Raw genomic sequence first — 15,034 nt, 5'->3', positions numbered from 1 at the left:
GGTAGTATCTTGAAAATAAGTGAGTTTGCTGAAAGAGCAGGAGTAACTGTAAAGACATTACTTCATTATGATAAGATAGGCCTATTGAAACCAAAACAAAAAACTGAATCTGGATATAGAATTTATTGTGAGAATGATTTTTTAAAACTTCAACAAATTACTACTTTGAAGTTTATTGGCCTGTCACTAAAAGAAATAAATCAGGTTTTATATAATAAGAGAGAAAACCTAGAGGATATGATTGCAATTCAAAAAGAATCATTAGAGGAAAAGAAAAGACATATTGAATCAGTTATGACTGTTTTTAATAAGGCGGAAAGTCAAATAAATAAAAGTGGATTTTTAGAAGTTGATAAACTCATTGATATCATCAAGATAACTAATATGGAAAATAGGGTAAGAGATCAATATGAAACGGATGAAATTTTAAATTTGAGAGGAAAACTGCATAGTTATAATATCAATAAAACTGATTGGACTAATTGGTGTTTTAATCAAATGAAGTTTCCTAAAAATGCAAGAATATTGGAATTAGGCTGTGGAACAGGCGACTTATGGTATAAGAATAATAGCAATATAAATGACAATTGGAAAATTACTTTATCAGATTTGTCAAAGGGAATGTTACTTAGTACTAAAAATAGATTAAATAGTATAGAGCATAATTTTTTATATGAAGAGATTGATGCACAAGACATTCCATATAAAGATGAAAGCTTCGATGTAGTTATTGCAAGGCACATGCTATATCTTATACCAGATATAGAAAAGGCTATAGCAGAAATAAAAAGAGTACTTGTTAAAGGTGGAATATTTTATGTAACAACTAACTCCTGTGAAGCTATGACTGAGTTAAATGCGCTTATGAAAAATTTTGATTCTAAACTTGAACTACATGATAATGGTATGTGTGAAAGATTTGATTTAGAAAAAGGACAAACTTTGCTTAAAAAGTATTTTAGTAATGTTAATGTTAAGACTTTAGAAGGTAAGATCATAGTAGATACTGCTGAACCAGTGGTTTCATATAAGGCATCTACAATAAAAGGAAGTTCTATTCTTGTAGGAGATAAGAGAAGTAAATTGGAAAAGCATATAGAGAATTATATTGAGAAAAATAGGAATATTTCAATAACTACAAAGGCTGGTATTTTAGAAGCAAGAAAATAAAACTGAAGGGAAGTATGTAATATGAGAAATTACAATAAAGAAGGAGTACCGACTATAGAAGAGGCTGAATTAATTTTAAGAGAAGCAGAAATGCTTAATCCAGGTCCATGGGTACAGCATTCAAGATATGTAGCTGAAGGAGCAAGATTAATTGCACAGGAAACTTGTGATTTAAATCCAGAACTAGCATATGTATTCGGTCTATTACATGACATAGGTAGAAGAGAAGGCAGATATGGAATGAGGCATGGTCTAGATGGATATAAATATATAGTTAGTAAGGGATATGAAGCAGTAGGAAGGATTTGCTTAAGTCATACAGCTTTCAAATACAACAATCAAGTAGTAACTGTAGGTAATTGGAATGGAACTGAGGAAGAGCATGACTTTGTAATAGAATATTTATCAAAAGAAGAGGATACAGATTATGATAAATTAATAAAACTATGTGATTATATATCCCTGCCAAGTGGATTCTGTTTAATGGAGAAAAGAATCGTGGATATGGCTTTAAGAGGTGGAGTAAATGAATATTCAGTGCCAAGGTGGCAATCAACCTTAGGTATTCAAAAGTATTTTGAAGATAAGATTGGGAAATCAATTTATAGCATATTGCCTGGAGTAGTGGAAAATACCTTTGAGATATAGTTTAGGGTAAATAATTAATGGGGGAATATGAAATGTATCTAGAGATGAATGATAAGGTTAATTTATATATAAAGCAGTCGGGACATGGGGTTCCATGTATATTTGTTCATGGGGGACCAGGAGAAGGAAGCCTTGATTTCGAAGTGTTAGGTGGAAATACTTTAGAAGATTTTATGAGCATTGTATACTTTGACCAAAGAGGAAGTGCTAGATCAGAAGGTGATGAAGAAACTGATTATTCTATTAGCAGATTGGTAGAGGATATGGAAGAAATCAGAATAAAATTAGGAATATCAAAATGGATAGTAATGGCACATTCTTTTGGAGGCATCATTGCTACAAATTATGTTCACAAGTATGAAAAATTTGTGGACAAACTTATCTTATTAAATTCTAGTCTTAGCATAGGAGAATCTTTTAAAGAGCAAATATATTATGGAGAAAAATTATTATCAGATGAAGAGTTAAAGTCTGTAGATGATAAATCAGATATGAAAAGGTGGCAGCAGATAGTTACTATACTTCTTGAAAAACAAATATTTTATAAGCTTCAATATAGAGAATATAACAACTTTATAAAATTAGGAGAAGTAAGTAACACAATAGATAGTTTCAATGGAACTATGTCAAATCAAGCCTTCAATAATAAAGAGTACTTTAATAGTTATTTTGATATTACTAAAGAAATAACTGTTCCAGTCCTTGTAATAGCTGGAGATGAAGATTATGCAGTGGGACCAAATCATCATGAAAATTTTAGATTTCCTAATATGAAGACTAAGGTTCTTTCGGGAAAGCATATGCTATATATGGAAAATCAAGAGGAAGCTAAATCAGTTATAGAGGAATTTGTGAAGAATTAAATAGAACATTTATATATGATTGATTTACTTTGTGATGAAAAATGGGTAGATTTCTATAAAAGTCTCCATATGACTAAATCACAAGGTATGATTATCAGAAATTTTAATAATTAGAATGGATATGTAGAAAAGCAACTTCTTAACTCCTAAGAAGGTGCTTTTTATGATTAGTTTATTTCTTATAAAATAGAATTATTCACGTATTTATTAAATAATGCCATAGCTTCTTCGTTATTAGATAATGTTGCCCATGAGTTTAGATGGTTAAAGTAAAAGGTAACTATGAAAAGATAAGCGAAGATACTAGAAGGAGTACAGAAGAATTAGAAGAAGTAGTTAGCAATTGGTAACTTACTAGTTAAATTTCTATATAATAATAAGAGATAGAATTTATCTCTATATTATGGAGATTTTATGAGTAATTTTGTAAGGAGAAATTAGTATGAACATAGACTTTCATGTCCATGGACTGCTGAGTAAGAGAAAAGATTTTAATGAGAGATTTTTTATTGAAGAAATTGAATATGCAAGGGTAAGTAATTTACATGGAATAGTTATGTGTGAACATTTTAATGCTATAAATTTCAAAGAGATATATAAATATCTTCAGGAGAATTATAAATATGAAGGAGATAGGTATTTAGTCAAAGAAGTTTCTATTTTTCCAGCTATGGAAGTAAGTATAAAGGATAAGGGACATGTTGTTTTAGTAGGAAACAGAGAAGCTATATTAGAAATTCATGAAAAGTTAAAGCCTCATATGGATAGAGAAAATTTAATAGAATTTAAGGGTTTATTAGACTTAGCTGATGAGTATGGATGTTTAAAAATAGGTGCACATCCCTTTAGAAGTGGCCATAAATTATGTAATCATCCGGAAGAACTATTAAAGAGATTAGATGCCCTAGATTTAAATGCCAAAGATATCTTTAAAAAAGGTGAAGAAGCAAAAAGAGAGTTGCTTGAATTATCTAGTAGAATAGGGATAAATGTAATTACAGGTAGTGACAGCCACACACCATTACAATTGGGAGGAATATATACTGAACTGAATAGCTCATGCCATACCGTAGAAGAACTCAGAGGTGCCATAGTTAGTGCAAACTATTCTATAAAGGTGCAACCTTCCTTAGATTTTAGAGTATATAGTTCTAAAATTTTAAAGAGATATTTAATTGCTAGAACAGATTATGATAAAGATATGGAATTTACTATATAGAATAATTTTTGCATCATTTAAAATCTAGTTTTGAATGTAGAATATTAAATACATCATATAAACTTTATGGAGGCAGATATATGAGCAATAAGGGATGGCTTTTTAGTGGAAATAAGAAAAAAAGAAAAGAACGAATTAATAAGTATATGACAAGAGAAGAAAGGGTAAAAGCTTATCAAGAGGAAGAGAGAAGAGAAAGACTGAAGGAAGAAAGAAGAGATAGAGAGGAATTAATAAATGAAATTATGGAAGAAAGCATTCTAGATATAATAGAGGATGAAATAGATAGAAGAGGTGGAATTAACGGATTAGATGGAGAAACTATAAGTGATATTTTAAGCTATTATATAGCTAATGATTCTAGGTTTGAACTTAGGCTACAAAGAGAATTAATAAGAAGAGGCAGAAGATTATGATTTAAGCTAATTCAATATATAGGACTATGTGAAGGATGATAAGTTTTAACAATTAAGACTTAAGAATTATTCATGTAGTCCATTTAATATTTTTAAATTTACAAATACTAAATAATTACATAAAAATATAAAGTATAGAATAATATTATAGTTATAAATAAAGAAATATTAAGAAATTAAGGAGTTTATGTTATACAATATATAAGTTAAATATTACATATAGGGGAGAGAATTAAGGTAAAATACATAATATAGTAAGAAAAAGGTAGCTATTATATAAATAAAGGTGATAAAATAAAGTGATTATGAATTGTGGGGGAAAAAGATGGAGTTAGCTGAATTGTACTTACAGAGTATGCCATGGTCTGCATGGATTGTAGATAGAGATAAAAAGATTATATTTATTAATAAGGCTTGTGAAAAAAATTATAATGTAAACCTCGAAGAAGTAAAAGGTAAGACCTGTGAAGAAATATTTCCAGATAAAGTTGCAAGTGTATGTAATAAAAGAGTAAAAGATTGTTTAGATAAATTAGAAGTATGTATCTATGAAGAGTTTACTAGAAATAAATCAGAAGAAGTACATATATTTCCGATTAAGGACGAAAATGGTGGAACTGCTGCTATAGGTGGAGTTATTGTAAATGTTGAAGAAAAAAAAAGAAGAGAACTTCAACTAGAAAACCAAAAAAATATTCTTAAAACTATCATAGACTCATTACCAGAAGTAATATTTTATAAGGATAAGAATTCAAGATTTATTGGTTGCAACAAAAATTTTAATGATTATTACAAACGATTTGGAGTAGAAAATGTAATTGGAAAAACTGATTTAGAGATTTATCCAGATAAAGAAATTGCAGAGAATTTTATTAAAATAGATAAAGAAATAATGGATAGCAAAGAAGAAAAATATATTGAAGGGGTAACTTTAGATGACAATGGCAATAGAGTTATAGAAGAAAGCTTTAAAGCACCTGTAATAAATGAGAAAGGTGAAGTATGGGGAATTGTTGGACTAGCTAGAAATATAACTAATCAAAAGAAGTTAGAGGAGAGACTTAGATATTTAAGTTATAATGATACTTTAACAGGAACATATAATAGAACTTATTTTGAAGAGAAGATAAAGGAATTAAATAAAGAAGAGCATCTTCCTTTAGGTATAATTATGGGAGATGTAAATGGGTTAAAGTTAGTTAATGATTCTTTTGGACATCTAGAGGGAGATAAGCTACTGAAAAGTATAGCTAGTGTACTTAATAAAGCTTGTGATGATAAAGGGTTTGTCTTTAGATGGGGTGGAGATGAATTTATGATACTCCTACCTAACTGTAATGACTGTTGTTGTGAAAGAATGGTAGAAACAATAAGAAGCGAATGTAAGAAGGATGAATATAGATACATTGAACTTAGTATTGCTCTTGGAAGTATGGCTAAATACTCAGTTGAAGAAGATGTTTATAAGTGTATTAAAGAAGTAGAGGATAGAGTATATAGACAAAAGCTTTTAGAGCATAATAGTGTTAGAAGCTCCATGATGAACTCCTTAAAAAAGAGTTTGGAAGCTAAGAATATGGAGACTGAGGAGCATACTGAAAGAGTGGAGTCTTATGCATTGGAAATAGGAAAGAGATATGGATTTAAGAGTTCTCAAATGGATGAGCTAATGCTAATAGCTAGACTTCATGACATTGGGAAAATTGCTATTGAAGAAGATATACTTTTAAAGCCAGGGCCGCTGACAGCAAATGAATTTGAGATAATGAAAACTCATGCGGAGAAGGGCTTTAGAATCATCAATGCTTCTAATGAAATAATCAATGTAGCCAAATGTGTTTTAACCCACCATGAAAAGTGGGACGGTAGTGGATATCCATTAGGTATTGCAGGAGAAGAAATTCCGCTAATGGCAAGAATTATTACTATTGCTGATTCCTATGATGTTATGACCCATGATAGAGTATATAAAAAGGCTATGAGTAAGGAGGATGCTATTAAAGAATTAAAGAGATGCTCTGGGACACAATTTGATCCAATACTTGTAGATTTATTTATACAATATTTAAATAATAAGGAAGAACAGCATAAGGGAGAAATAAGTTAACAATAAATAAAATTAACATAGTATTATAAGTAAAAGATTAAGAAGTATTAAACACTTTAGTAGAAGTTGATTTAATACTTCTTAATCTTTTTTGTTTTAAATAAAAATTAAAATTAATTAGATGATTATCTAATTAGTATTGACAATAATCTAATTAATGAATAGACTAGTATTAGGAAAATAATTTAAGAATATATAAATTATGTAAGAGAGGTGTAGTCATGGATTTAGCTTTAGAAAAGAAAAAAATAGGATATAAAGACATACTTACGGATAAAAATTTTTGTTTATTTATCATTGGAAATCTGATTTCAAGATTTGGGGATTCTATCGATACCATTGCTTATGGGTGGATGGTATATGAAATTACAGGCAGTACTGCATTAATGGCCTTACTTTTTGGAGTTAATGCTATTCCAACAATACTATTTCAACCTATTGCTGGTGTGTTTGTAGACTATAAAAAGAAGAAAAATGTAGTTGTGATTTGTAATTTTGGAAGAGCCATCGTAGTAACTATCACAGCATTAATGTTTATATTTGGTATACTTAAGCCATATCATTTATTTATATTTACCTTTATGAATTCTACCTTTGAGTCTTTTGAAGGACCAGCAGCAGTTGCAGCCTATCCATTAATTATTGAAAAAGAGAAGTTTGCATATGCAAGAGCTGTACAATCTACTCTATCTAGAATTGTGGAACTAGTAGGCCTTGCTGTAGCAGCTGGAATTATAGCAATTATTGGAATTGGGGGTGGGATGATTGTTAATGCAGTTAGCTTTTATCTCTGCGGAATATTTATGGCTATCGTTAGATATAAAGAAGAGATTCTAAAGAAGCAACAGTTAAATATTAAGAGGTACTTTGGAGATTTAAAGGATGGATTTATCTATTTAAAGAATAGAAAAATTTTAATGTCAATAACTATATTTGCCGCATTAATTAATTTATTTCTAATACCTTTTAACACTTTAGAAGTTGCATATGTAAATGAGGAGTTGTTAAAGGGTCCTGAAGTAGTTGCAATGATTAGTTTTAGTTTAACTACAGGGATGCTAATTGGTGGTGCTATATACCCTAAAATAGCAGAAAAGTTTAAAGGAATTAATTTATTTATAATTTCAGGGGTAATCCTAGGAACTGCATATTTATCTCTAGCATTTGTACCTATGATAGGTATTGATTTAGTCCTTTATGGTGCTATCATTTTAGTAGCCTTTTTATTTGGTGCATCTGCTAGTATATTTATGATGATAGTAAATATAACTTTTATGCAAAAGACAGAGCAACAATATTTGGGAAGGGCAGCAGGAATACTTAATTCATTATGTATGGCAGCAACACCAGTAGGATCATTAGTAGTAGGAAGTCTTTGTGTATTCCTAAGCACAGCTCAACTATTCTTAATATTTGGGATAGGCATGGTGGTATTATTCCTATGTCAACGTTATAATAAAAGCATGCAGGAAATTTAAAAATAATTTTAATTTAGTCATTAAAAATTATTTATTTAAACCAGTGAAAAAGGATTTTCATATAAGGATCTAGAAAAGATTTAAATAATCTTAATATATAAAAAGTTTTACGAAAGTACCATAGAAAAGTTTAAGCAAGGAGTAATAGACAGCATATGAAATATATAATAGAAGACAATATTAATATAGTAGAAGAAGTAAAAAATACTCTTTATTTTATAGTAAATGAAGAGAAATTAGTAAAATCTTTGAGAGATGGCTTAAAGGAAAACGGTGTAGATGTAGATAAATATATAAATAAAAACTTCAAGAATTACTTTAAGTTCATTGATAGATTTAAAAGTAAAAATAAGATATCCATGGATAGGTTAAAAGTATTTTTTAAAGATATTACTAGTGAAAATGAAGAATCACCTTGTATTGCTGCTATGTTTATTAATAATATGCCTATTTCAGATCTTATTGAAGGTAGAAAAAGAATACTTTCTTTAGAAGAACATTATCTTATTGAACTTACTAAAAAGGATATTTTAAGTGAAGCAAATTATGCTGAAGATTGTGAGCTAGAAGAAATGGATGCAGATAAAGAATTCATGCCTTATCTAATAAATAAGTGTGCTTTAACAGATGAAGATAAGTGGTGGATTACAGTTATAGCCCAGGATCCTAAAAAATATTTGATTGAATTAATAGATATGATTTTAGAATCTATAGACATATTTAAAGACGCTTTCAAAGTTATGGAAAAGGATTTGTTAAAATCTATTGATGAGTTAAAAGCATTAATAAATGAGAATAAAAATTTTATATCTGAAATAACAGGAATTAAAGATCTTGAAAGTTGGGAAAGGAATATTCATGTATATATTAGTATAGTTAGATATAATAGTATATCTATTATGTCTAATAGAAAGTTTATATTTAACAAAGATAAAGTAGAATACATGTACTTTGGATGGAAGTTCTATGAATTATTAAAACTTTCAAGAGGAAAGGATATTGAAATAGAGCTTTTAAACAATAGGTTAAAATGTTTAAGTGACAAAAGTAAATTTAACATTATCAAAATGCTAAAGGAAAAACCTATGTTTGGTCAAGAGATTGCCAATAGATTATCACTTACTACAGCTACGGTTTCATATCATATGAATGCCTTGATTTTAGCTAAGTTAGTGTATATGGAAAAGATAGATAATAAAGTTTTCTATAGTGCTGATAGGGCTAAAATAGATGAATTCCTGAATATTCTAAAAATAGAGCTAGACTAATAGCTCTTTTTCTTTTATAATTTTACAATTTGAGATATAATTGTATGCAAGGTAGTGTATTAAGAATTATTAGATTATAAACGAATATAAATTAGAGTAAGACATAAATAAATTAAGAATGGAGTGTATTACATGGCAGTTTTAGTAACTGGAGGAATGGGTTACATTGGTAGTCATACTACTGTAGAGCTATTTAAAAAGGGGTATGAGGTTATTATTGTAGACAACCTAAGTAATAGTAAAGAGTTAGTTAAGGATAGAATTGAAGATATCACAGGAATAGAACCTAAATTCTATAAATATGATGTTTTAAACAAGGAAGATATGGACAAGGTATTTAGTGAAAATAGCATAGATTCAGTAATTCATTTTGCAGGATTTAAGGCTGTAGGTGAATCTGTAGCCAAGCCATTAGAATACTATCATAATAATTTAACTAGTACCTTTGTACTTTTAGAACTTATGAGAAAATACGGAGTTAAGAACTTTGTATTTAGTTCTTCAGCTACGGTATATGGAGATGCAAAAATTATTCCAATCACTGAGGAGGCTCCACTTTCTGCAACAAATCCATATGGTAGAACTAAACTAATGTTAGAAGAAATTTTGAGAGATTTATATAGTGCTGACAATTCATGGAATATAGCACTACTTCGTTACTTTAATCCAGTAGGTGCCCATGAAAGTGGAACCATTGGAGAAGACCCATGTGGCATTCCAAACAACCTAATGCCGTTTATAACAAAGGTCGCTATAGGAGAGCTTAAAGAGCTTAGTGTATTTGGAGATGACTATAATACTCCAGATGGTACAGGAGTTAGAGATTACATTCATGTAGTAGATTTAGCTAAAGGTCATTTAAAAGCCTTAGAAAAGTTAAAAACTGATTCTGGCCTTGTAACTTATAACCTAGGAACAGGAAAAGGCTATAGTGTCCTTGATATAGTTAAGGCATTCTCAGAAGCTAGTGGAAGAGAAATTCCTTACAAAATTACAGCTAGAAGACCTGGAGATATTGCCACTTGTTATTCAGATCCAAGCAAGGCAAATGAGGAATTAGGGTGGAAGGCTGAAAAGGGCATAAAAGAAATGTGTGAAGATTCTTGGAGATGGCAAAGCCAAAATCCAAAGGGATATGAAGAATAAAGTAAACTTTATAATATAAATTAAAAGTGCTTAGCAAAATATCTTATATAAGATTAGTAATATATTTTGCAAAAGCACTTTTGATTTTATTCTATCTTATAAAATTAGTTCTTGCTCTTTCTTCTTTTGCAGGCAAGGATATTCCAGATTTTTTGCCTGCTTCTATGGATTTAAGTAGCCAAGCCATATTTTTACCTAGAGTTCTCATTATCTGCATTCCTTCTAAATCTTGTACAACTTCCTCAGGAGTATTACCATGAACCATATTCCAATATTGAGAAGAAACTATTGGCATATTGGTAATAGTAAAATATTTATTTAATTGGTCGAAGGCAGCTGTTGCACCACCTCTACGGCAGCTCACTATAGCAGCTCCAGGTTTATATTCAAAACCATTTCCTGCATAGAAGAATCTATCTAAAAATGATGTAAGCATACCAGAAGCACTAGCATAGTGAACTGGAGAACCGAAGATAAATCCATCCATATCCTTAGCTTTTTCTAAAGCAATATTAACAGTATCATCATTAAAAATACACTTGCAACTACCACTTCTATAGCAATGGCCGCATCCCATACATCCTCTAATTGGATCTTTTCCTACATGAAATATTTCTGCTTCTATATTCTCTTTTTCAAGCTCCTTAGCTATTTCATGTAAAGCAGTATAAGTGCATCCTTTTTCATTAGGACTACCATTTATTAATAGTACCTTCATTTTGAAATCCCCCTTTAATACAATAAAAAATTAGTTTTATAAGTGATAATCTCAAAGTTTTCACATAGAGATTATCACAAAATTAATTAAATGATACTTAGCAATAAATAAATTATATCACCATTCATTTTAAAGTATATACTTCATTTTAACTGAAGATGACAAATTTTAGAATTAATCTTTTTAAGATTTGAAAGAGTAAAATTACGTAAAAGCTATAGGGATATAGTTAATAATAAGTTATAATAAACCTATAATGTAAAATATTTTAAGTGAGGGTGAGAAAAATAGAATACATACTAATTATAATAAGTATATGGATAGTCTTTAATATTATAGTTTATATTCCAGACAAAATAAAACAGCATGAAGAAAGAATGTTATTACATTTTAAGGAAATTAACTTGAGAATAGATAATCTTGAAAAAATAATAAAAGAGAAAAATGACATAGCACAATAAAGTAGTATGACTAGTGATGGATATAGGGTAATGCAACTAATAAGATATGGAAATTAATAGGAGATTATATATGAAGTTTGATTATGCAATAACAATATCTAGTATTGTTAATATTATTATATATCCGACAATTATAATAGCTTTATATAAGGGGATACAATGTTGGAAAAGCTTTCTTAGGAGAGATAAAGAAATGGATAAAAAATTAGATGATATTTTAAAGAAGTTAGAAGATAAAGGTACAGATGTAGTCTAAAATTTGGAGGAAATTAATAATGAATATAAACAATGTTAAGGATATTTTATTTGATTTTGGAAGAACTCTAAATGTATCTAGTACAGGATAATGGTTTATTACACCTAATTTTTTAAAATCCTAAATGAGCCAAGTTTTCAATTTAGGGATATTGAGTTAGAGCAAGCTAGGAGTAAAGCCAGAGGAAGTAATTTTTATAGATGATAGTGAATCAAATCTTGTTGCTGCGGAAGAGTTTGGAATGATTCTAACTCTAATTGATAGATACAATAGTGAAGAGGTCAAAAGTAAGTATCATGTAATTAAATCTATAAAGGATTTAAAATAGTATAAAAATAAACTTTAACAATTAAATTAATACAAAATTATCATGAGTGATAGGTAATGGAGGAGTGAGTATGAAAATATTAATAGGACAGCCATTTCATGAAAATGGAGTTAAACAGATTAGTAATGAGATAAGATTAAACAGAGAAGTTGATATTGTACTATATCCTGAAGGATATTTATCAAGCAAAGAGAGTTTGAAACATGCTTGCAATCTTGCTAGGGAATATAATGTGATGATTATCACATCTTATAGATTAGACAATAAGGATAGAGCTGTGATAATAAATAATTATGGAGAAAAAATATTAGAAAGAGCTAAAACTCCACCAGATGAAAGTGAGGAATTATATTCTCCTTTAGTAGTTAGACATAATAAAATAAATATTGGATATGTGCTATGTATGGAAATTTTAAAAGGGGCTAGAGATTTAAAAAAAGTTACTGATCAAATGGAGCTTGTTGCTCATCCTATTGGTGTAGGAATGTTTAGTGATGAACAATTTGAACAGTGGATAACAGAGGCAAAAAATATTGCTAAAACATATAAAACCATTGTAATTGGAACAAGTCATGCAGATGGTTCATACAGAAATTGTGGTATATCTATTCCTATTTCCTATTGTATAGATAGTAATGGAGAAGAAATATTTATAGCAAAATCAGACACTAGAACTAGAATCGTAGACACAGATATAAAAGAGGTGGAATGTGTATTTTAAATATGGAACTTTTTTAATATATAACATTTTAAAATGTTGCTGTGTTTAGGAAAGTTATGGGAGGTTTATAAATGGATGGTAAGTTAGTTGGAGGTCTTCTAATTATAGCTTTTAGCATTGTATTATTGAATCAACCAGGGCAATTATCTGCAAGGAATGGTACAAAAATAGTTACAAAAGCTAAAACAGATCCATCATATAAAAATAATTTTAATGCATTAGGTTATATAATTCTGATTATAGGAATTATAGTTTTAATAACCAAATTTCTTTAGGTAGCTCAGTATAGAATAGTTGTTCATGAAAGTGATAGCCCATTACTAGGGCTATTGCTTGCCTATATAAGATTTAGAGACTTTGAAACAAAGTATGAAAAAAAATAATAATTAATAAATTATATGTAATGGAGTAGATGTACAGATATTATTGTATGACTTAAATAGGATGAAATTGAAAGCTATCCATTGAAGGAGATTTTAATAAACATCAATTAGAAAAAATAGGGGATACAAAAATGATAAGATTAGAGTTAATTAAAAAAGAAGACTTAAATAAAATTGTAGAGTGGAATCGTAATAAATCTGCTGATGATCTGTTACAATGGGCTGGACCTTTATATGAATATCCATTAACCCTTTCTCAGGTTGAAAAGTATTTTTTAGAGGAAGAAAGTAAAGATGTAGTAGATACTTACATATACAAGATAGTTTCCATTAGTACAGAAGAAGTTGTAGGAACAGTGGAGCTTCGTGAAATAGATAGAGTAAATAAGATTGCTAGGGTATGTAGATTTTTAATTGGAGAAGATACGGAAAGAGGCAAGGGTATAGGTGCTTTGGCATTAAAGGAAATCTTAAGAATTGGATTTGAAGATAAAGGATTTGAAAAAATAACTCTTGGAGCTTTTGATTTTAATAAGGGTGCAGTTAGATGTTATGAGAAGGTTGGTTTTGCAATAGAAAAGTTACTAAAGGATGCAAGAAAGGCTAATGATAGGTATTGGAGTCTATATGAAATGTCAATTTTAAAGTCTAAATGGATAAAAGAAAATAATTAAAGGTGATAGTATGGATATATTAAATCAGATTAAGAATCTAAAATATGCTGATACATTTAAAAGTATAGAGAAGATTAAAAAGGGATGGTCAGCAGATGAAAAATATATTATTTATACTAGTAATAATAAAAAGCTACTACTCAGAATTTCTCATATTTCAAAGGTAGAAGCAAAGAAGAAAGAGGCTAACATAGTATCTTTAATTGGACAGGTATGTAACAATACACCCAATTTTTTAGACCTTAAAATATATGATGATAAGGTATTTCAGCTATATACATGTATAGAAGGCTAAGATGCTTCAGAAATAATTAGATGTTATACTAAAGATCAACAGTTTAGGCTTGGAGTAGAAGCAGGTAACACATTAAGAAAGATTCATGAAATTCCAATAGATAAAAATCTGGACTTTAATATTAAAGAAAAAAAGAAAATAGTTGATAGAATTCATAGATATAAAAACTCTAAGTATTATGAGAAAAAGGATGAAAAATCAATTAAGTATATAATGGACAACCTATACTTAATTGATTCTGCTAAGGTTGCTCTATGCATGGGGATTATCACCTGGGAAATATGATAATTAATGAAGAAAATATATTTATTATTGATTTTAATCGATTTGACTATGAGGACATTTATAGGGAGTTTATACCTATGTGTGTATTTACAAGAGAAGATAGTAGAGAATTTGCTATTGGACAAATTCAAGGATATTTCAATGGGGAAATACCAGAGGATTTTTGGAAGAGAGTTAAGTTATATCTAGCTTATACAAGTTTATATTCTGTATTATGGGCAGAACCATATTCAAAGAAAGAAGTTGAAGGCATGATAGAAAGAAAAAATATGATATATGATGATTTTAATTTTTTTACATTGGAAGAGCCAAAATGGTATAATCACAATATTTTAGATAGTTAAAAGCATATAAGTATAGTACAAATAAGGGCCATATCAAAGTAACGATTGGATTTCTTTCTGAATATCTTAAGCTCACATTATGTATTACGACGCTACCAACATATTTAGATTACACAACTATTATAAAAAGAGGCTTCACAAAATAAGCTAATCTAAATAAATATTAAATAAGCACTTATATTATTGACGCTCAGCAGTTTCGGAATATTGATTTACTAAAGCATTTATTCAAGATAAAATCTACAACACAACAA

16 protein-coding genes are annotated in these 15,034 nt (G+C 29.1%); 15 read left to right on the top strand and 1 reads right to left on the bottom strand.

Going from position 1 to position 15,034, the window contains the following annotated elements; all coding sequences use genetic code 11:
• The first annotated feature begins 9 nt into the window (after positions 1 to 9).
• From B3W71_RS00325 to galE, 9 genes are all read left to right on the top strand, one after another.
• Positions 10 to 1,170, top strand: coding sequence for a MerR family transcriptional regulator (locus B3W71_RS00325; protein ID WP_346886947.1), 1,161 nt, complete (start codon positions 10 to 12; stop codon positions 1,168 to 1,170).
• A gap of 21 nt (positions 1,171 to 1,191) precedes the next feature.
• Positions 1,192 to 1,818, top strand: coding sequence for an HD domain-containing protein (locus tag B3W71_RS00320; protein WP_346886946.1), 627 nt, complete (start codon positions 1,192 to 1,194; stop codon positions 1,816 to 1,818).
• A 32-nt stretch (positions 1,819 to 1,850) separates the two neighbouring features.
• Entirely contained in the window at positions 1,851 to 2,681 is an 831-nt protein-coding gene (locus B3W71_RS00315; protein WP_346886945.1) for an alpha/beta hydrolase, read from the top strand.
• A 442-nt stretch (positions 2,682 to 3,123) separates the two neighbouring features.
• Positions 3,124 to 3,900 carry a PHP-associated domain-containing protein gene (locus tag B3W71_RS00310; protein WP_346886944.1) on the top strand — a complete coding sequence of 259 codons (777 nt, stop codon included), beginning with the start codon at positions 3,124 to 3,126 and terminating at the stop codon, positions 3,898 to 3,900.
• Between the two features lie 80 nt (positions 3,901 to 3,980).
• On the top strand, positions 3,981 to 4,316 hold the full coding sequence (locus tag B3W71_RS00305) for a hypothetical protein (RefSeq protein WP_346886943.1): 336 nt from the start codon (positions 3,981 to 3,983) through the stop codon (positions 4,314 to 4,316).
• 325 nt (positions 4,317 to 4,641) lie between these two features.
• Positions 4,642 to 6,423 (top strand): sensor domain-containing diguanylate cyclase/phosphohydrolase, encoded by a 1,782-nt coding sequence (locus B3W71_RS00300; RefSeq protein ID WP_346886942.1) that lies wholly within the window; start codon positions 4,642 to 4,644, stop codon positions 6,421 to 6,423.
• A 221-nt stretch (positions 6,424 to 6,644) separates the two neighbouring features.
• Complete coding sequence (locus B3W71_RS00295) at positions 6,645 to 7,901, top strand: MFS transporter (RefSeq protein ID WP_346886941.1); 1,257 nt, start codon at positions 6,645 to 6,647, stop codon at positions 7,899 to 7,901.
• Positions 7,902 to 8,056: 155 nt separating this feature from the next.
• On the top strand, positions 8,057 to 9,169 hold the full coding sequence (locus tag B3W71_RS00290) for an ArsR/SmtB family transcription factor (RefSeq protein WP_346886940.1): 1,113 nt from the start codon (positions 8,057 to 8,059) through the stop codon (positions 9,167 to 9,169).
• A 132-nt stretch (positions 9,170 to 9,301) separates the two neighbouring features.
• A complete protein-coding gene (galE, locus tag B3W71_RS00285) occupies positions 9,302 to 10,315 on the top strand; it encodes a UDP-glucose 4-epimerase GalE (RefSeq protein WP_346886939.1) in 1,014 nt (337 codons plus the stop codon).
• Between the two features lie 91 nt (positions 10,316 to 10,406).
• Here galE and B3W71_RS00280 read toward each other — a convergent pair whose 3' ends face one another.
• Positions 10,407 to 11,033, bottom strand: a complete 627-nt coding sequence (locus B3W71_RS00280; protein ID WP_346886938.1) for a flavodoxin family protein — start codon at positions 11,031 to 11,033, stop codon at positions 10,407 to 10,409.
• A gap of 531 nt (positions 11,034 to 11,564) precedes the next feature.
• On the opposite strand from B3W71_RS00280, the gene B3W71_RS00275 reads away from it, so the two are divergent.
• The 6 genes from B3W71_RS00275 (at position 11,565) to B3W71_RS00250 (ending at position 14,780) form a co-directional block, all read left to right on the top strand.
• Positions 11,565 to 11,750 carry a carboxymuconolactone decarboxylase gene (locus B3W71_RS00275; RefSeq protein WP_346886937.1) on the top strand — a complete coding sequence of 62 codons (186 nt, stop codon included), beginning with the start codon at positions 11,565 to 11,567 and terminating at the stop codon, positions 11,748 to 11,750.
• Between the two features lie 398 nt (positions 11,751 to 12,148).
• Positions 12,149 to 12,799 carry a hypothetical protein gene (locus B3W71_RS00270; RefSeq protein ID WP_346886936.1) on the top strand — a complete coding sequence of 217 codons (651 nt, stop codon included), beginning with the start codon at positions 12,149 to 12,151 and terminating at the stop codon, positions 12,797 to 12,799.
• Positions 12,800 to 12,870: 71 nt separating this feature from the next.
• Entirely contained in the window at positions 12,871 to 13,074 is a 204-nt protein-coding gene (locus B3W71_RS00265) for a hypothetical protein (RefSeq protein ID WP_346886935.1), read from the top strand.
• A gap of 239 nt (positions 13,075 to 13,313) precedes the next feature.
• A complete protein-coding gene (locus tag B3W71_RS00260) occupies positions 13,314 to 13,856 on the top strand; it encodes a GNAT family protein (protein ID WP_346886934.1) in 543 nt (180 codons plus the stop codon).
• 10 nt (positions 13,857 to 13,866) lie between these two features.
• On the top strand, positions 13,867 to 14,151 hold the full coding sequence (locus B3W71_RS00255) for a hypothetical protein (protein WP_346886933.1): 285 nt from the start codon (positions 13,867 to 13,869) through the stop codon (positions 14,149 to 14,151).
• A gap of 254 nt (positions 14,152 to 14,405) precedes the next feature.
• Positions 14,406 to 14,780 carry a phosphotransferase gene (locus B3W71_RS00250; RefSeq protein ID WP_346886932.1) on the top strand — a complete coding sequence of 125 codons (375 nt, stop codon included), beginning with the start codon at positions 14,406 to 14,408 and terminating at the stop codon, positions 14,778 to 14,780.
• Positions 14,781 to 15,034: the final 254 nt, after the last annotated feature.

The sequence above is a fragment of the Clostridium sp. UBA1056 genome, assembly GCA_002316385.1.
Taxonomy (GTDB): domain Bacteria; phylum Bacillota; class Clostridia; order Clostridiales; family Clostridiaceae; genus Clostridium_J.
This window is presented reverse-complemented; position numbering and strand designations above follow the sequence as displayed.